We start from the raw sequence: 18433 nt of genomic DNA on the forward strand, positions 1-18433 counted from the left end.
GGTGCAGATGGCTCAGATCGATGGTCACACGACACTAGGTTCACGCGCGGCCGAACAGCAATGGCGCCGGCATTGATTTTGTGAATGCGCAGGATCGGTTTCTTGACGTTGACTCACCAAGAGGCCTGGGTCACATTTCCTTGAAGCACCCGACCAGCTCATGGCCCTGTTTGGTCGGCGCTCCAACCCAGCCGATCTCAGCGGTCGGCGCAAAGTCCGAGGAACAGATGACAAGACGATTGCGGTCGATCGTAAGTGCCGTTGCCGGTGTGTGTATCGGCGCCACCGCACTGACCGGCTGCGGGACCAGCGACGATTCAGCCGTGACGATCGGCGCGGTACTCCCGCTGACCGGTGATTTCGCCACCTACGGGGGACCGATCAGGCAGGCCGCCGACCTCGCTGTCGAACGGATCAACAACTCCGGTGGCATCACGATCGGGGGCCGTTCCCACGATCTGCGACTGCGGGTGTACGACGACGGCACGACGCCGGAGAAGAGCATGCCCAGTCTGTTCCCCCAGGCGGCGCTGCGCGACGAATCACCACTGCTGATCGCGGCATGGAACTCGGCCAACATCGCCCCGTTCCTCGAGGACAACCCCGTTCCGGTCATCGATGTGCTGGCCGCGACCTACGACCCGCCGGTGAACTCCCTCGACCCGAACATCTTTCTGCTGCGCCCATATACGCCCGACATCGTGCCCGGCGTAGGCCAGTACCTCAACGATCGCTATCACGCGAAAACGATCGCGTTCCTCGGGCCGAACGAGCCGTTCGCCAATGGGCAGCTGGCCTCCTTGGAGGAGACGGCGGGCGACCACGGGCTCAAGTTGTTGGCAAAGGTCCAATACCCCTCCGATGCAACTGATCTTTCGGCGTTCATCCGGTCGGTCATGCGCGCCAACCCCGATGCCGTTCACGTTGGCGGGTCAACTCAAGCGGTGGCCCCGGTCATCACCCAGCTACGCCAGTCCGGATTCGACAAGCCGATCACCATGTACACCGGCATGACGCCGGACCAGGCTCGCGACCTGATCGGATCCGGCGTGTACAACACCGTCATGGCCGGCGTGTACGAGTTCGAAGGCGTTACGCCACAGACCAATCCACTGCCCGCGGCAACTCAGTTCGGTAAGGATTTCGAGGAGCGTTACCACACCTACGGCATCGACCTCGTCCAGTGGGCCTATGACTCGATCTGGATCGCCAAAGCCGCGATGGAGAAGGCCGGAAGCTCCGCCGACCGGGAGGCGATCCGGCAGGCGCTCACCGACCTCACAGTTCCGGCCGAGACCATAACCGGTTGGAACAGAAGCGATGGCGACCGACTTTTCAACGCCGACCGCCAAGCCACGTCCCTGTCAGTGGCGCTGGGCTGGAATACCCAGACAGCTACCTGGGACCCGAAGATGTATTTCACCGCGGGCCTACCCGACCAGTCAGTCGCGATCGTCGATCTGGAAACCCAAGAACCAGGGGGCACCCGGTGATTCAGCTACTCATCGACGCCGCAACGCTGGGATCGCTGTACTGCCTGCTCGCGATCGGGCTGTCACTGGTGTACGGAGTCATCGGTATTCCGCACTTCGCACACGCAGGCGTCATCGCGACGGTGGCCCTGGTCGCGGTGTACCTACAGACCCGTCTCGGCCTGCCCTTCGTACTCGTCGCCATCGTGGTACTGATCACCGGAGGGTTGCTCGCCGTGGCGGTCCAACGACTCGCCTACGCGCCCATCATGCGCAGGAACAAGGGTGCTGCGGCCGGTCCCGCCGTGGCTTTGGGTGTTCTGATGGTCCTCGGCAGCGCAAACCTGATGATCTGGGGCGGGCAGCGCCAGATCCTCTCCACGCCCTACAGCGGCGCGAACGTGGCAGTCTTCGGCAACAACGTCTCCGGTGTCCGCATCGCGATGATCGTCTGGGCAGTCGCCGCAATCGCTGCCCTACAGATGTTTCTCAAGCGCACCCGGACCGGTCGATCCATTGTGGCGGTTTCCCAAGACAACGATGCCGCACGGTTGATGGGAGTCGAGGTTCGCGTGACCTACATGGCGGCGTTCTTCATCTCCGGTCTGCTGGCAGGTGCAGCCGCGCTCGCCTACGGCGGCCTGGCCCCCGCCTACCCGTACATGGCCGACACGGTGATTCTGAACGCTTTCGTGGTCGTGATCATCGGCGGCATGGGCAGTATCTACGGGGCGATCGCCGGAGGATTCCTCGTTGCATTTGCGCAAGTCCTTGGGACAGAGTTTATTTCGAGTAACTACACGCCGATCTATGCCTTCGTAGTACTTCTGGTCGTTCTCACCTTCAAACCCAGCGGGCTGTTCGGAAGGCAGGTACGCACCGCATGACAATGTCTCGGTATTCGGTCGGAACACTTGCCGTAGCACTTGTCGGCGGTGGCTACGCGCTGCTGGTGGCCTCGCCTTATCTGCAGGCCGTGATCGCCGTCATCCTGATCTACACGATCGCCGTCAGCGGGCTCAATCTGCTGGCCGGATACAGCGGGTATCCCAACCTCGGACAGGCGACGTTCATGGGAGTGGCCGCCTACATGTCGGCCTGGGCCACCAACAACGTCGACTGGGGATTCTGGGTGCAGCTGCTGCTGGCGCCGACCATCGCGGCCCTCGTCGCACTCGTCGTCGCCGTACCGCTGCTTCGACTCAGGGGTCAGTACTTCGCGATCGCCACCCTACTTCTCGGGGTTGTGCTGACCACGGTCCTGGCCAACGCCCCCGCCCTCGGCGGCTCCGTCGGTATCGGCGGCTTCGACCGCCCCGGTCACGGCCCCCTCCCCTGGCTGAGTGTGCTCGTGGTCCTCACCGCGGTCGTCACACTCGCGTGTGCGCGAATCGTCACGCTGCCTGTGGGCCGTCATCTCACTGCCATCAGGAAGGACGAAGCACTCAGTGAGAGCATCGGCATCCCGGTCTACCGGCGAAAGGTGCAGGCGTTCGTCGCGGGCGGGTTCATCGGTGGCATCGCAGGGGTGTTGCTCGCCTACAACTCCTACTTCATCTCGCCGGATCTTTTCGGCTTCTACGAGTCGTTTCTTTTGTTCGTCGCGCTCATCGTGGGCGGGTCAGCCACCGTATCGGGGCCCCTCCTGGGTTCGATCTTCCTGGTCGGACTGCCCGAGCTGTTCCGATTTGCCGCCGAAGGCCGTTATCTGACAATGGGTTTGGTGTTCATCGTGGTCATGGCGATCGCGCCCGACGGCCTGGCCGGGCTCGGCGGCCGAATCGCGAACTGGACATCGGTGCGCTACGTCGCAGGCCGGCGGCAGCGCGAAAACGTTGCCGATATCCACCCGTCCCCGCTACAAACCGGAGTTTGAAAATGCTGGAAGTTGAGCACCTGCACCGGCATTATGGCGGCGTCAAAGCTGTCGACGACGTGAGCTTCACCGTCGCGCAGCGCAGCATCGTCGGCGTCATCGGACCCAACGGCGCAGGTAAAAGCACGCTGATCTCGCTACTGATGGGAAACACCAAACAGATGGGCGGCGTCATCCGCCTCGACGGAGTCGATATCAGCAAGTTCGCGCCGCATCGGCGAGTTCACAGTGGGCTGGCGCGAACATTTCAGGAGACCCGTCTGTTCGGCGATCTTACCGCACACGACAACGTCCTACTCGCCGCGACCGAACATTCCTACATTCCCGATGAAGCCGACCGCCAGACCGACGAATGCCTCGAATTCGTCGGACTCAGCGCTGCCGCAGGCACTGTCGCCGGTGAATTGACCCACCTCGAGCAGCGTTTGTTGATGCTGGCGACCGGTCTTGCTTCGGGGCCACGACTGATTCTGCTCGACGAGCCCGCGGTCGGGACGGCCGGCCGGGAACTCACGCGCATGATCGACACCATCGAACGTATCCCCACCGAGCGGGACTGCTCGGTACTTCTCGTCGACCACAACATGCGGCTGGTCATGGGCGTCTGCAGTCATCTCATCGTGCTGGATTTCGGCAAAGTGATCGCCAGCGGAGACCCCACAGCCGTGCAACAGGATCCGCAGGTGATCGAGGCATACTTCGGAAGCGAGTCGGTCGATGACTGAAAAAGCCCTTCGCGTACACAATCTTTCAGCGGGTTACGGTGGCAACTCGGTTGCGTTGCAGGACCTGTCCCTGGACATCCCGGCCGGCCGTGTCACCGCGATCGTGGGGCCCAACGGCGCAGGCAAATCCACCCTGATGAAAGTCCTTGCCGGAATTCATCCGCACTCGTGCGGTCACATCGAGCTGTTCGGCGAACCGATCGAGGGTTCCGACGCGCGCCGGCGCCTGATGCGCGGACTGTCGCTGTGTCCGGAACGGCGCCGGGTTTTCCCTGAGATGACCATCGAGGAGAACCTTCTCATGGGAGCACTGACCGCGAAGGCTGCCGACGCCCGGCACCGGATCGAACGCGCCTATACGGCGGTGCCCTGGCTCCAACAACGACACAAAGCGCTCGCAGGCAATCTTTCCGGTGGGCAGCAGCAGATCCTGGCCATCTGGCGGTCGATGATGTCGGCACCCCGGCTGCTGCTGTTGGACGAGCCGTCACTGGGCCTGGCGCCGCGCGTGGTGCACGAAGTGGCGCAACTCATTCGCGATATCTCCGATGAGCGGGACATGACGGTTCTCATCGTCGAGCAGAACATGGCCCTCGGCCTTCGGCTCGCCACCGACGTGCACGTCCTCAACCAGGGAAAGATCATCCGCTCCGGCTCAGCCGACGAATTACGTCAGGACCGGGAACTCATCGCGACGTATTTGGGATAGGGGTCTGACGAGATGAATTCGATAGCGTTCATCGGTGCCGGTGTTTCGAGCATCAGCGCCATCGACGAACTTCGACACGAAGGATACGACGGACGGATCAGTCTGCTCAGCGACGAGCAACGGCTGCCCTACGACCGTCCCCCACTGTCCAAAGGGGTGCTCGTCGGTGATACCCCGGACGGTGTGGCATTGCGGCCGGAGTCCTTCTATCGCGACAACGACGTCGACCTGCTCCTGGGACAGTCCGTCACCGCACTCGACTGCGCCGACAGGGCTTTCGCCACCACAGACGGCACCCGGCACCACGCCGGATCAATCGTGTTGGCCACGGGCGGATCGGCCCGGCGACTACCGCTACCCGGCGCCGATCTCGATGGAGTATTCGTGCTCCGCACTCATGACGACGCGATCGAGCTGCGCCGACGCTTCGCGCCGGGTGCGCGACTCGTCGTGATCGGGGGCGGATTCATCGGCACCGAGGTCGCAGCCTCGGCGGTGTCCTCGGGACTCGAAGTGGAACTGCTCGAAGCAGCGGCGATGCCGCTGGCGGCGGTGTTGCCCGAACTGGCTCCCCTGGTTGTCGAACACCACCGGCAGCGTGGCCTCAAGATCAGAACCGAGGTTGTCGTCGAGTCATTCACCGGACAAGGCCGCGTCACCGGCGTCCGGATGGCCAATGGTGAGATCGTGGCGGCCGATCTGGTGGTCATGGGCGTCGGGATGCGGCCCAACGACGGACTCGCCGCGGCCGCGGGTCTGGAGACCGGTAACGGGATTCACGTGGACGAACACATGCAGACCGCGGCGCCCGGCATCTACGCCATCGGCGACGTGGCAAACATCGGCACCCCAACGATGCGGCAACGAGGTGAGCACTGGAGCCACGCGGTGCATACCGGCCGGCGGCTGGCCCATCACCTGCTGGGGCGGACGCCTCGGGCAAATCCCGTCCCGTGGTTCTGGTCCGACCAGTACGACCTCAACATTCAGCTCGTGGGCGCACCTGTTCCGGCAGACGAACGCATCTGGCGCGAGGGTCCCACGCATGACCGGGTGACGGTGCTGTTCCACCGCCAGGGACGTCTCACCGGGGCAGTCGCGCTCAACAACGGCAGGGATATCAGGCCGATAACCGAGCTGATCGCCGCCGGCTCGACCCTCGACCCAGCCGACCTCACCGAACCCCGGAACGACTTGCGCAAGCTGGCCAAGCAGCTACTACGGCAACACGCTTAGGCAACGGCTGCCATTGATTTCGTCAATACAGCCGGTCCAAAACAAGTATTGGTGGCCAGATTGTCACAGTGCGACGATAAGGCGACGTGCATCACCACCGACATGGAGGTCATGAAATGACAGCGAGCCCGGAGACCGCGTCCAATGCGGGACAGCAGGATCCGTGGGCAGTGGCGACCCCGGTACCCATCCCCCGCAAGCAGCTTCGTACCCTGCAGAAGCGTAGCGATGGTCCCGCCACCCGCTGGCTGATCGGCCATCTGGCACTCCTTGCAGCTACCTCCGCTCTGATCTGGTGGACGTTGCCTTCCTGGTGGGCCGTCATTCCAATGTTCTTGCAGGGCAGTCTCATTGTCTTTCTGTTCGCACCGTTGCACGAATGCTCGCACGGCACGGCGTTCAAGACCCGCAGACTCAACACCGCGGTCGCGATGGTCTGTGGATTCGTGATGATGCGACCGGCACTGTACTTCCGGTATCGGCACGCCGCGCACCATTCCTATACCCAGGACCCGAAGCGCGACCCCGACCAGGTGCCCTTCCCGGCCACAGTCCGTGGGTATCTCGGTGAGGTTCTCGGAATGCGATTCTGGCCCAAGATGATCGGCACGCTCTACCGCGGGTGCACCGGACGCTACAACGAGCGGGAAAAGTTCTTCATCCCCGAGAACGAGCGCGGTCGCGTTTCCGCGGAAGTCCGCACCTATGTGGTGTTGTACGCCGTGATCGCCGCGGTGACCATCCTGACCGGGACCTGGCAGATTCCGCTTCTGTACTGGCTGGTGCCACGGTTCATCGGTGAACCCGTGCTGCGCACCTTCCGCATCGCCGAGCACACCGGGATGGACGAGGGCCCCAACCTCCTGAGCAACACACGCACGACACTGACCAACCCGGTCATCCGGTTCGTGTACTGGAATATGCCGTTCCACGCAGAGCATCACCTTGCCCCCTCGGTACCGTTCCACCGGCTGCCCGAAATGCATGACACGCTGCCGGCGGACAGCCTGCAGCCCGCTCGCGGATACCTGCGCGTCCATCGGGACCTCATCCGTCGGGTCCATACCGGGGATACCCGGTACGACGCAGCCGCGACTGCCTGACCGAACCGACCGCTCCCCCACGCGCGTCCACCACCAGGAGGTATCCAATGACGAATACGCTCACCATCGGAATCGATATCGGCACAACGAATGTGAAAGCATCCGTGCTCGATACCCGGACGGCGCGGGTGATCGCGCATGCGGCCGCCGAACACCCCCTGTATCACCCGCGACCCGGTTGGGCCGAACAAGACCCGGACAACTACTGGCGGGCAGCAGTGACATGCATTCGTCAGTGTCTGGACTCCGACAGCTCAATCGCTGATCGTATTGTCGGCGTGGCATTCTCGGGCCTGGTGGGCGTCACATTGCCGGTAGACAAGCAGGGACGGCCCGTCCACCGCGCCCCGATCTGGATGGATGGACGCTCGGACCCACAGTGCCAGCAGATCCGTGACCAGGTCGGTGAGGAACGGATCAATCGGAACAATGGAAACCGGGTAGCGCCGTGGTTCATCGAACCGAAGGCGCTGTGGCTGGCCCAGCACACGCCCGAGGACTTCGAGCGGGCCCACAAGCTGCTCTCCCCTGCCGGATACTGCACCTTCCAGCTCACCGGCGAGTTCTCGATGAACTACGGCGATGCCGGCCTGTGCTATCCGTTCGACTACCAGAACCATTGCTGGAACGCCAAACTGGCAGATGACATCGGTATTCCGGTCGACCTCTACCCGACGCTGCACGGGTCGACCGAGATCGTCGGCAAGGTCACCGACAAAGCCGCGCGAGAAACCGGTCTCGCACCAGGCACGGTGGTCGTGGCAGGCGGAACAGACATCAGCTCCGCGGCACTCGGCTGCGGTGTCACCGAGGCAGGTCAGGCCTACTACTCCATGGGGACCGGCTCGAACCTGGGCATCATGATCCCCACCCCGCAGCGGATCGACGAATTCCGAATCCTGAAGTGGCCGCATGTGCTGCCGAACCTGACGATGTTCGACGCCCCGATGGCATTCACGGGTGCGTCGCTGAAATGGTTCCGTGACATGTTCGCCGATCCCGAAGTGATCCTCGCCGAGCGCAGTGGCCAGAGTGTGTTCGACCTGGTCACCATGCAGGCGCGTCGGGTCGAGCCGGGCAGCGACGGGCTGATGTATCTGCCATACCTCGGCAACTCTCTGGCACCCCGGTGGAATACGAAGGCGACCGGCACATTCTTCGGCGTTCAACCGTCGACCTCGCGCGCGCACTTCGTGCGGGCGCTGATCGAAGGAGTGGCATTCGACCTGTACTCGAACCTGCGCATCGCCGAGGCCGCGGGCGCACAGGTCAATCAGTTGGTGCTCAATGGCGGACCGACCCGCAGCGCGATGTGGAATCAGATCACCGCCGACGTCACCAACAAACCGCTGATCGTGCCCGATATCGGGGAAGCCGCCCCACTCGGTGACGCCATCCTGGCCGCGACCGGTGCCGGCCTGTACAGCGATCCCACCGAGCCGCTGTCCACACTGGTGACGACGAAGGCCGTCATCGAACCCAATCCGGAACTGCACGAGCGTTACTCGGCGATGTTCGAGATTTGGGACGACCTCTACACCGCCCTGGATCCGGTAATGGACCGGCACAGCGATCTGTTGCGCAGCCAGGAACTGTTCGCCGGCTCCGTCATGCGCGGTGCCGCCGACTGACGCACATCTGCGCGTAAACTCGTGAGGAGAGAAGATGCCTGAATGGCTTGACATCGGTGACGAAGATGTGGTCGACGAAGACGACGTCATCCAATTGATGGCCGCTGACCGTCGACTGGCCGTCTACAAGGTCGACGGGACGGTCTACGTCACCGACGACCGGTGCACCCACCAGGAAGCCTCACTGGCCGATGGATATCTCGACGGAACAACCATCGAGTGCCCGCGCCATCAGGGGGTTTTCGATATCTGCAGCGGAAAGGCCCTCTGCGCACCCCTGGAGCAGGATTTGCGGACGTATCCGGTCAAACTCGACGGCGGGCGACTGTTGATCAACGTGGACGGCGCGTGACAACCATCACAGATAGCATTCGATGCATGGCACCCGACGACCCCCGCACCACTGTCGGAGGGTTACCGTACGTCAGCTTCAACCAACTGAGGTCGTTCCACGCCGTCGCGATCACGGGGAGCGTCACTGCCGCGGCCAAACTCCTACATGTCGGCCAACCGACCGTGACCACGCAGCTCCGTCAACTCGAAACGACCTACAAGGTCGAACTCGCGCATCGCCTTCCCGGCGGAATCAGATTGACCGACACCGGACGAAAGCTATTGGCGCTCACCGAGAAGCTCTTTCAGATCGAGGCAGGCGCCGTCGACCTGCTCAGTGGAACACCCGAACAGCTGCGCGGCACCCTGCGGGTGGGCAGTGTCGACCCGCACTTCGTCATGCCGCCGCTGAGCGCATTCGGTACCGAGAACCCGCTCGTCGACATCGATCTGACGTTGAGCGATTCTGCGACCATAGCCGCGCAGATCGCCGCCTGCGAGCTCGATATCGCGATGATCGGCCACCTCGGGCTGGACGGTCGGTACCTGTCCCTGCCGTTCAGCCGCCAGCAACTGGTTCTTCTCGTCCGCTCGGACCATCACCTCGCAGACCGCGACGAGATTTCGATCGACGATCTCGCAGGCGAACGGTTGATCATGCGCAAGGGCGGTTCGACGAGCCGGCGGGTACTCGAGCGCGCGCTTGACCGGGCCGCGGTCGATTATCGGGTGGCACTCGAAGTCGACAGGGAAGGCGCGCTCCAGGCCGTACAGGCCGGCCTGGGAATCGCGGTCGCAACGACAGCCGAGATCACCGACCACCGCAACATCCGCGTCGTACCCATCGAGGATCCCGCAGGGGATCTCCACACCGATGCGTTCGTAGTCTGCCTGAAAGCTCGCGCGTCTGCCCCGCTGATTCACCGATTCATCGACACCGCAGCACGTTTCCGATCCGGAATACCGGGCGACACACAACTGTGAAACCAACGCCGCCATCATCAGATTCCGCAGCAAGTGCCATTGTTCTCCGCCGGCCTTACGGACAGTTTCCCGATCAGCACGGCGATCTCCACATTGCCGGCGGACCCGAGGTTCGAGGGTCGATCGTGTTGATTCACGGCGGCTTCTGGCGTGCGCATCGTGGCCTGGAAATGACCACTCCCGCCGCCGCGGCGCTCGCCGCAGGCGGCTGGAACGTGTGGAACATGGAATACCGTCGCGCCTGCTGGTGGCGCGATAGTGTCGCCGACTGTGTCGACGGGTTCCAACATTACGACGTCATCGCCGCGGAGTTCGATCTCAACTGTGGCACAACATTATTGGTCGGCCATTCCGCCGGCGGGCAGTTGGCCGGCCGGGTTGCCGGCAGTCACAGCGGCACACCGCTCCTGCATGGTCTCGTAACCCTCAACGCCGTAGTGGATCTCGAACTGGCACAACAGCTGAGCATCGGCGGTTCGGCTGTCGAGGAGTTCCTCGGACCCGATGCGACACCGGCCGATCTTCGAGACGCCGACCCGGCGCAACACCCACCCCGGGTACCGACGCGGTGCCTGCACAGCCACTCGGACGAGCGTGTCCCCCACCAGATTTCTGCCAGCTACGTCACGAAAGCATGCACCGCCGGAGGCGATATCGCCCTCGTTGAGGTGAACGGACACCACACCGCGGTCATCGAGCCCGGCAGTGCGGCCTGGACCACTGTGCTGGACACCGTCAACGCCGGCTGGCCGAACCCGCACGAACCACCGAAAGCACCAGGAAAATGATCACATCAGCCGCAGCAGTCCTGTTCGGCCCCGGATCCGACCTCGAGTTGACCGAGATACGAGTAGCGCCACCACGGGCCGGGGAGGTCCTGGTCGAAATCGTCGCCAGCGGCCTGTGCCACACCGACACCACGGCCTTTACCGGGGACAACCCGAGTTGCGTATATCCGGCGATTCTGGGACACGAGGGCGCCGGCATCGTGCGAGAGGTGGGCGAGGGGGTCACCAGCGTCGCCGTCGACGACAGGGTCATCCCGTTGTACGGACCCCAGTGCGGCAACTGCCGGATGTGCGCCAGCGGCCGAACAAACCTGTGCTGGAGTATCAAAGCCACCCGCGACACGGGCGTCATGCCGGACGGTACATCACGGTTCAGCACACTGGACGGTGAGCCGGTCCACCACTTCATGGGTACCTCAACGTTCTCCAACTACACCGTCCTGCCCGAGATCGCCCTGGCCAAGATACGTGACGACGCCCCGCTCGAAACGGTGTGCCTGTTGGGATGCGGGGTCACCACGGGGGTCGGTGCCGCCCTCAACGACGTCCGGCCGGGAGACACCGTGGTGGTGTTCGGGTTGGGCGGGATCGGAATCAACGTCGTCCAGGGTGCGCGACTCGCCGGCGCTGGGCGGATCATCGGCGTGGACCCCGTCGTCTCGAAGCAGGTGCTGGCCACCCGGTTGGGCATGACCGACTTCATCGATCCTTCGACATGTGGGGCGGTCGTCGATGCACTCAAGGATCTCACCGGCGGCGGGGTCGACGTCGCCTTCGAATGCACGGGGATTGTCCCCGTGATGAGGCAGGCCATCGACTCCCTGCAACCGGGCTGGGGCACCTGTGTTCTGCTGGGCGTCGAGCCCGCCGGCCAGGAACTGTCCTTCCCACCCGTGCTCGCGCGTTACGGCCGCACCATCAAAGGGAGTTACTTCGGTGGTGTGCGGGGCCGCTCCGGGCTGGCCTGGTACGTCGACCTGTATCTCGACGGAGACGTGGTCATCGACCCGTTGATTACCCACCGCCTACCGATTTCCGACATCAACCATGGGTTCCAGCTCATGGCCAGCGGCCAGAGCGTCCGAACTGTCGTCAGTTTCTAGCACTGTCGGCCCGGCCAGACCTGGTTCAATAGAGGCATGCCAGAAGGCGACACCGTCTTCCACACCGCCGCGGTGCTGCGCACGGCGCTCGTCGGTAAGACATTGACCCGCTGCGATATCAGGGTGCCGAGGTACGCCACGGTCGATCTGACCGGGCAGGTCGTCGACGAGGTGCTCAGCCGCGGCAAGCATCTTTTCCTCCGGGTCGGGCCGGCCAGCATCCATTCGCACCTGAAAATGGAGGGCAGCTGGCGCGTCGGCCGCTCGGCGGTCGCGGCGCACCGCATCCGAATTCTGCTGGAGACGGCCGACACCCGCGCCACCGGCGTCGACCTGGGCGTGCTGGAGGTGCTGGACCGCGACTCCGACGGTGACGTCGTCGCGCACCTGGGCCCCGACCTGCTGGGCCTCGACTGGGATCCGCAGATCGCGGCGGCCAACCTGACCGCCGACCCGGACCGGGCGTTGGCCGCCGCCCTGCTGGACCAGCGGGTGATGGCCGGCATCGGCAACGTGTACTGCAACGAGCTGTGCTTCGTCTTCGGCCGCCGCCCCACCGCGCCCGTCAGCAGCCTGACCGACCCTCGACGCGTGGTGCAGCGAGCCCGGGACATGCTGTGGCTCAACCGCTCCCGCTGGAACCGCACCACCACCGGAGACACCCGCAATGGACGCCAGCTGTGGGTGTACGGCCGGGCCGGGGCCCCATGCCGCCGCTGCGGAACCCTCATCGAGACCGACAACGCCGGTGACCGGGTGACGTACTGGTGCCCCGTCTGTCAACCCTAGAAGTCGCCGGCCCAATCAGCCGGCGAAAAGCTGGGACAGGTCGGCGAAGGCCTTGAATTCGAGCGCATTTCCGGACGGATCGAGGAAGAACATCGTCCACTGCTCACCCGGCTCGCCCTGGAACCGGACATACGGTTCGATCACGAACTCGATGCCGGTGGATCGCAACCGGTCGGCGAGCGCTCGAAACTCCGGCACCGGCAGCACGAGTCCGAAGTGCGGAACGGGAACCTGATGGCCGTCAACGGGGTTGGTCCCGGCGACACGCTCCGCAGCCGATGCCGCCACTTGGTGGGTGACGACTTGATGGCCACCGAAATTCCAGTCGATCCACTGGGTGTCAGAACGTCCCTCGGCGAAACCGAGGACCGTGCCGTAGAAAGTGCGGGCCGATTCGATGTCGTGGACCGGAATGGCCAGGTGAAACGGGGCCAACGGGGCTGTCATGTCGATACCTCCGAACGGTGTCAGGACAGGGTTACGTAGGTGGCGGGCCCGAGGTCGAGCCCGTAGGTTTCGGCCGCGTACCGTTCGACGTCGACGGGATGGCGGCCGGTCAGACACAGCCGGTCCCCCTCGGCCCGCGGCGCACGGGATGAACATCCGTCGAGGTGCTCGAGCACCAGCTCGACCGCGGTGTCGAGTGGATCGAGCAGCCGGATGTTCCCGGCGGCGGACCGCAGCCGGTCCAGGATGCAGGTGAAGTCGGTGCAGGCCAACACCGCTGTCCCACAGTGGTGTTCGCGCAGAAAATGTACCGCCTCGCCGATCAGCGGATCGACCCGGCGATCGGTGATGCCCTCCTCGGCGAGGCGCAACAGGTCCTCGGTGGCCAGTTGGTGCACCACCCGGCCGGTCAGCACCCGGGGTACGACTCCGCTGGCGACGGTGCCCGCGGTGGCGAGAACCCCGACGGGGCCCGGCGGCGTGTCGCGCGCCGCGGCCTCGATCGCGGTGAGCATATCGATGGCCGGGATCGTCCGCCGCAGGGCGTCGGCGGCGACCACACTGGCGGTGTTGCAGGCGATGACCCACACATCGCAGCCCTGTGTCACGAAGAAGCGTTCCTCCTCTGCGACAAAGCGGGCCACCTCGGCCGCCGGGCGTGGACCGTAGGGTCGCCGCGCGGCGTCGCCGAGGTAGACGATGCGGTGTTGTGGCGCCCGTTTGCGCATCATGCTCGCCAGGGGCAACCCACCGATCCCGGCGTCGAAGATGCCGACGGTAGCCGGTCGTGTCAACGGCTACTCCTGCTCCAGCGGGACGAACGCCGTCTCCCGCGCGACCGTTATCGCGATTCCGGTGATGACGGCGGTCAGCACCATGTAGATCGCGGGTACCGACATATTGCCGGTCTCCTTCATCAGGTAGGTGAGCAACAGCGGCGCCGCGCCACCGAAGATCGCGGTGGACACGTTGTAGCCGAACGAGTACGCGGTGTAGCGGACCCGGGTGGGGAACAGTTCGGCGAGGATGACGTGGATGACGCCGGTATGTCCGGCGAACGGCAGGGCGATCAGCCCCGCACCGAGCACCGCGAGCGGCACCGATCCGTGCGTCATCAGCGAATAGGCCGGCAGCCCGAGCACCGCGACGGCCACCGCCGATCCGATCATCACGCGCCTGCGGCCGATCCGGTCGGACAACCGTCCGGCCACCGGTATGGCGGCCATCGTCACCAGCAGGGCGCAGCCGGTGACCATGAATCCCTGGGCCACACTGAATTCGAGATTCCGGTTCAGGTAGGTGGGCATGTAGGTGAACAGGACGTAATAGCCCGAACCGTTGAGCACCGGGATGGTGATGGCCAGCAGGATCGCGCGGCGTCGTTCCGGTGTTGCGAGCGCTTCGCGCAGCGGATTCTTGGCTGTTCCGCTCTCGCTCTTCATCTTCCGGAATTCCGGGCTGTCTTCCAGCTTGTTGCGGATGTAGAGCCCGATGCCGCCCAGCGGGAATGCCAGCAGGAACGGAATACGCCACCCCCAGCTCTCCAGCTGTTCGGTGGTCAACGATTGCGCCAGGATGGTGCCGATGACGGTAGCGGCGAACAACGATACGTAGGAGGCGAGCTGCGCCCAGGATGTCAGCCAGCCGCGCCGACCCTCCGGCGCGTATTCGGCGACGAACGACAGGGCTCCCGCCGATTCGCCTCCCGCCGAAAACCCTTGGGACAGGCGGCAGATGAACAACAGGATGGGGGCAAGGATGCCGATGCTGGCGTAACTGGGCAGCAGACCGGTCAGCGTGGTGGCCACGGTGATGACGGTCAGGATGTAGACCAGCACACGCTGGCGGCCGACCTTGTCGCCGAGATAGCCCCAGAAGACGCCGCCGAGCGGCCGGACGAAGAACGGCAGGCCGAAGGCGACGAAGGTCAAAAGCAGTCCGGCGGTGGGATCTTCGGCCGGAAAGAACACCACGGCCAGTGTGGATGCCAGGAATCCGTAGATTCCGTAATCGAAGAATTCGACGAAGACACCTACGGACCCCGCGATGGTCACTTTCCGGAGTTCACGCGGGCTGACGGCGGGCCTGCCGTCGTTGCGGGTTTGTGAGCTGGTCACTTGAGCGCCTCTCAGGCGGTTTTCGGGGTGACGGTCTGAACTGCGGTGCACGTTCGCCGCGCGGTCGCTGCCGCCGCGCCGCCGGGTGAGGGCTGCGCGGCCACAGCGCGTCGAGGGGTCATGGCCGTGCGTATCAGGCGAAGGAACGTACGACGTCGACGATGCGGTCGAGGGCGTCGTCCCATACCTTCTCGTCCTGGGCGAAGCACAGGCGCATATGGCCGATCCCACGTGGCCCGGATTGATAGCCGGGGTTGACCACGATACTGGCGCGGGTTTTCAGCGCAAGCGCGAGTTCTTGGTCGGGTGTGCCGGTGAGCACCTTCGGGAAGACGTAGGCGCTGCCGAAGCTCGGTTTCACCGACATCACGCCGCTGGAGTTGAGACGCTCGACCGTGGTGTCGCGCAGCGCCTGGTACTCCTTGATGCGATCGGTCAGGAACTGTCGATCGTCGGCGATCCACGGCGTGAGCAGGTGCTGAGCGTAGGCCGGGGCACGCAACGCGGTGCACGACTGGACGTCTTCCATCGCCCCGAGCAGTGTCACCGGGGCCACGGCCACGCCGAGCCGGTATCCCGACATCGATTCGGTCTTCGACGGGCCCATCAGCGTGACGGTCCGTTCGGCCATCCCGTCGAGAGCGGCCAGGTGGTAGAACTCCTCACCGTCGTAGACCAGCCGACCGTAGAGCTCGTCGGCGATCACCTGGAAGTCGTGGCGGGCCGCGGCCTCGGCGATGCCGTTGAGGGTGTCCAGACCGTAGATCGCCCCGGTCGGGTTGTTCGGGTGGGAGAACACCATCAGCCGTGGTTTGTGCTGGGCGGCGAGGTCGTCGAGCACCTGCAGGTCCAGGGTCGGCCGGATCCGGTTGCCCAGGCTGTCCGCGGTGTCCGGCCACAGCAGCGGAACCCGGACCACCTTGGCGCCGAAGTAGCGCAACATGCGCTCGGTGGACAGGTAGTCCGGATCGGCGAGCATGACCACATCGCCCGGCGACAGGATGGATGCCAGCGCACAGAACAGGGCACCCTGCGTGCCCGGGGTCAGCATGACCGATGCCGGACCGCTCGTCGGCACCCCGAGGTGAGTCGCGATGTTGTGCGCGACGGCGTCGCGGACGCCGCTGTCGCCGCGATAGGGCGTATAGGTCATGCCCTGGCCGGTGGCGGCCTCGGTGAGCGTCGGGATCGTCCATTCGGGCGGCGGGAATCGGTGCGTATCCGCGTAGGTCACGTCCAAGACCGGCCCGGGGGCCGCGGCCGACTCCAGCTCACGCTCGGCGTCACGCACCGATGCGCCGATCAGATCGCTCATCTCGGGAAGCTGGAGCCGCTCGATGGCCTCCGGTAATACCTTGGGGGACAAAGACTTTTCCTTTCGACGGGTGGTGGTTTGATCCGCGCTTCGGCAGGGCACGGACAGTGGGTGCGGCCGGTTGGCGTTCCGCACTATCGACGAAACGATACTGTGTGCTGTATACAGCATAATCAGGAGGTGTGACCCTGTCCACGGTTCAAGCGATCAACACCCGGCGGAAGTGGCCACGATGGTGAAACCCGCAGGTGACCAGGGGCCGCGCGGCATGCCCGTGCTGGTCCTCGGCTACGGGCCGGTAGCCCGGTCCTACATCGATCTCGTGCGCGGCCACCGCGACGAGTTCCGGCAACGGTTCGGCGTGGACGTACACATCGCCGGCATCCGGGCCAGCGACCAGCAGATCGTTCTCGGTGACCCGGACGGAGCCGTGGTCCCGGCCCGCGACGAATGGGCGCCCCGTACGGCGCTGACCGAGCTGTTGGCCGGCATCCAGCCCCGGGTGGTGGTGCAGGCCGTGCCGTCGGATCCCGGGGGCGCCGACGCCGCGCTCGCCGACGCGCTGACGGCACTGACCCATGGCGCGCACCTGGTGACCGCGACCAAATCCCCACTGCTGTCCGGCTGGTCGGAGTTGGCGCGCGCGGCCCGGTCAGCGGCCAGGGCGGTACGGATTTCCGGTGCGACCGGGGCCGCGCTGCCCGCGGGCGATCTCGCCCGGTCCGGGCTGCTCGGGTTCGACATCGGCGAGATTCGCGGGTGCCTGAACGGGACCGCCACCTATGTGCTCGATCGACTCGGCGGCGGCGAGAACCTTCCCGAGGCGATCGCATCGGCGCGACGCCGCGGTATCGCCGAGGCCGATCCGGCGGCCGACCTCTCGGGCCACGACGCCGCGGTCAAGATCCGTCTGTTGGCGGCGTTGCTGTGGGGATGGGACCCTGCCGACTGCACGGTCCACACCGAAGCCGTTGACGATGCGACGGTTTCACGTGCCGCCGGGGCCGCGACCCGGGGTGCGGTCTTGCGGCAGGTGGGTTCGGCGCGACTCGACCGGCCGGGCCGCGCCGAGGTCGAGCTTCGCGAATTCCACCGGTCCGAGCTGCCGTTCGGCGCGCTCACCGGACCGGAGAAGGCCGTCACCTTCGTCAGTCCGGATTCCGGGGATATCACCGTCTCGGGCGGGCGCTCCAGCCCGACCGGTGCGGCCCGCTCGATGCTCAAAGACACCCTGTCCTTGGCGGGCGACGGCCCCGTCGGCTTTGCGTAGAACGAAAGTGATTCAGAGTAAAGGAGATTCCGTATGGGCACCCGTATCGTGATCGTCGACCGGTTGTTTGACGGCCACCAGGTGCGTGAGGTGGGCGAACGCGCAGCGGTGGCGGTGTCCGATGGTGTCATCGACGCGATCGGACCCGCCGACGAGCTGACCGAGAACCATCCCGACGCCGATGTCGACGATTACCGCGGCACGACACTGCTACCCGGCCTCATCGACTGCCATGTGCATTCCACGCTGCCCGGCGACGGCACCCCACCCGACGAAGCCGCGGCCCGCGGCGTCGAGCAGCGCCACGAGACGGCACGCGGGAATCTGGGCGCGCACCTGGCCACCGGTGTCACCACGGTGCGCGACCTCGGCTCCCACGAGGACTATCTGGGTTTCGTGCCGGATCCCGCACAGTCACCGCGGCTGCTGCGGGTCGGGCCGCCGCTCACCGCGGCCAAGGGGCATATGCACTTCTTCGGCGGTGCGAATGCCGCCGCGGACGGTGCGGTGACCCGGATGAACCGCAGTTTCGGCC

General features: G+C 64.9%; 19 protein-coding genes. 15 read left to right on the forward strand and 4 right to left on the reverse strand.

The window, feature by feature from the left end; all coding sequences use genetic code 11:
- The first annotated feature begins 323 nt into the window (after window positions 1-323).
- The 13 genes from ACWDTP_RS17500 to nei2 all read left to right on the forward strand — a co-directional run bounded on the left by ACWDTP_RS17500 (window position 324) and on the right by nei2 (window position 12749).
- Window positions 324-1493 carry an ABC transporter substrate-binding protein gene (locus ACWDTP_RS17500; protein ID WP_450021912.1) on the forward strand — a complete coding sequence of 390 codons (1170 nt, stop codon included), beginning with the start codon at window positions 324-326 and terminating at the stop codon, window positions 1491-1493.
- Window positions 1490-2359 (forward strand): branched-chain amino acid ABC transporter permease, encoded by an 870-nt coding sequence (locus tag ACWDTP_RS17505; RefSeq protein ID WP_450021914.1) that lies wholly within the window; start codon window positions 1490-1492, stop codon window positions 2357-2359. The genes ACWDTP_RS17500 and ACWDTP_RS17505 overlap by 4 nt, the downstream gene beginning before the upstream one ends.
- A complete protein-coding gene (locus ACWDTP_RS17510; protein WP_450021916.1) occupies window positions 2356-3348 on the forward strand; it encodes a branched-chain amino acid ABC transporter permease in 993 nt (330 codons plus the stop codon). Before ACWDTP_RS17505 ends, ACWDTP_RS17510 begins: the two co-directional genes overlap by 4 nt.
- A gap of 2 nt (window positions 3349-3350) precedes the next feature.
- Complete coding sequence (locus ACWDTP_RS17515; RefSeq protein ID WP_450021921.1) at window positions 3351-4073, forward strand: ABC transporter ATP-binding protein; 723 nt, start codon at window positions 3351-3353, stop codon at window positions 4071-4073.
- On the forward strand, window positions 4066-4782 hold the full coding sequence (locus ACWDTP_RS17520) for an ABC transporter ATP-binding protein (protein WP_450021923.1): 717 nt from the start codon (window positions 4066-4068) through the stop codon (window positions 4780-4782). Before ACWDTP_RS17515 ends, ACWDTP_RS17520 begins: the two co-directional genes overlap by 8 nt.
- 12 nt (window positions 4783-4794) lie before the next feature.
- The gene (locus ACWDTP_RS17525; RefSeq protein WP_450021925.1) at window positions 4795-6018 is read left to right on the forward strand and encodes an NAD(P)/FAD-dependent oxidoreductase; all 1224 of its coding nucleotides are present in this window, start codon (window positions 4795-4797) and stop codon (window positions 6016-6018) included.
- A 116-nt stretch (window positions 6019-6134) separates the two neighbouring features.
- On the forward strand, window positions 6135-7121 hold the full coding sequence (locus ACWDTP_RS17530) for a fatty acid desaturase (RefSeq protein ID WP_450021927.1): 987 nt from the start codon (window positions 6135-6137) through the stop codon (window positions 7119-7121).
- A 47-nt stretch (window positions 7122-7168) separates the two neighbouring features.
- Window positions 7169-8752 (forward strand): xylulokinase, encoded by a 1584-nt coding sequence (locus tag ACWDTP_RS17535; protein WP_450021929.1) that lies wholly within the window; start codon window positions 7169-7171, stop codon window positions 8750-8752.
- Window positions 8753-8786: 34 nt separating this feature from the next.
- Window positions 8787-9104 carry a non-heme iron oxygenase ferredoxin subunit gene (locus tag ACWDTP_RS17540; protein WP_450021931.1) on the forward strand — a complete coding sequence of 106 codons (318 nt, stop codon included), beginning with the start codon at window positions 8787-8789 and terminating at the stop codon, window positions 9102-9104.
- Window positions 9105-9130: 26 nt separating this feature from the next.
- Window positions 9131-10069 carry a LysR substrate-binding domain-containing protein gene (locus ACWDTP_RS17545; RefSeq protein WP_450021933.1) on the forward strand — a complete coding sequence of 313 codons (939 nt, stop codon included), beginning with the start codon at window positions 9131-9133 and terminating at the stop codon, window positions 10067-10069.
- Window positions 10066-10857, forward strand: coding sequence for an alpha/beta hydrolase family protein (locus ACWDTP_RS17550; RefSeq protein WP_450021935.1), 792 nt, complete (start codon window positions 10066-10068; stop codon window positions 10855-10857). The genes ACWDTP_RS17545 and ACWDTP_RS17550 overlap by 4 nt, the downstream gene beginning before the upstream one ends.
- Window positions 10854-11960, forward strand: a complete 1107-nt coding sequence (locus ACWDTP_RS17555) for a zinc-binding dehydrogenase (RefSeq protein ID WP_450021937.1) — start codon at window positions 10854-10856, stop codon at window positions 11958-11960. Before ACWDTP_RS17550 ends, ACWDTP_RS17555 begins: the two co-directional genes overlap by 4 nt.
- A 36-nt stretch (window positions 11961-11996) precedes the next feature.
- A complete protein-coding gene (nei2, locus tag ACWDTP_RS17560; RefSeq protein WP_450021939.1) occupies window positions 11997-12749 on the forward strand; it encodes an endonuclease VIII Nei2 in 753 nt (250 codons plus the stop codon).
- A 15-nt stretch (window positions 12750-12764) separates the two neighbouring features.
- Here nei2 and ACWDTP_RS17565 read toward each other — a convergent pair whose 3' ends face one another.
- The 4 genes from ACWDTP_RS17565 to ACWDTP_RS17580 form a co-directional block, all read right to left on the reverse strand.
- Window positions 12765-13196, reverse strand: a complete 432-nt coding sequence (locus tag ACWDTP_RS17565; protein ID WP_450021941.1) for a VOC family protein — start codon at window positions 13194-13196, stop codon at window positions 12765-12767.
- 20 nt (window positions 13197-13216) lie between these two features.
- Entirely contained in the window at window positions 13217-13990 is a 774-nt protein-coding gene (locus ACWDTP_RS17570; RefSeq protein WP_450021943.1) for a glutamate racemase, read from the reverse strand.
- 3 nt (window positions 13991-13993) lie between these two features.
- Window positions 13994-15313, reverse strand: a complete 1320-nt coding sequence (locus ACWDTP_RS17575; RefSeq protein WP_450021945.1) for an MFS transporter — start codon at window positions 15311-15313, stop codon at window positions 13994-13996.
- A 133-nt stretch (window positions 15314-15446) separates the two neighbouring features.
- Window positions 15447-16679 (reverse strand): pyridoxal phosphate-dependent aminotransferase, encoded by a 1233-nt coding sequence (locus ACWDTP_RS17580; protein WP_450021947.1) that lies wholly within the window; start codon window positions 16677-16679, stop codon window positions 15447-15449.
- A gap of 181 nt (window positions 16680-16860) precedes the next feature.
- Between ACWDTP_RS17580 and ACWDTP_RS17585 the strand changes: the two genes are divergently transcribed.
- Both ACWDTP_RS17585 and ACWDTP_RS17590 read left to right on the forward strand, forming a co-directional pair.
- The gene (locus ACWDTP_RS17585; RefSeq protein WP_450021949.1) at window positions 16861-17898 is read left to right on the forward strand and encodes a hypothetical protein; all 1038 of its coding nucleotides are present in this window, start codon (window positions 16861-16863) and stop codon (window positions 17896-17898) included.
- 33 nt (window positions 17899-17931) lie between these two features.
- On the forward strand, window positions 17932-18433 hold a 502-nt coding region (locus ACWDTP_RS17590), incomplete at its 3' end, for an imidazolonepropionase-like domain-containing protein (protein ID WP_450021951.1).

The sequence above is a fragment of the Mycobacterium sp. NPDC003449 genome (assembly GCF_053588415.1).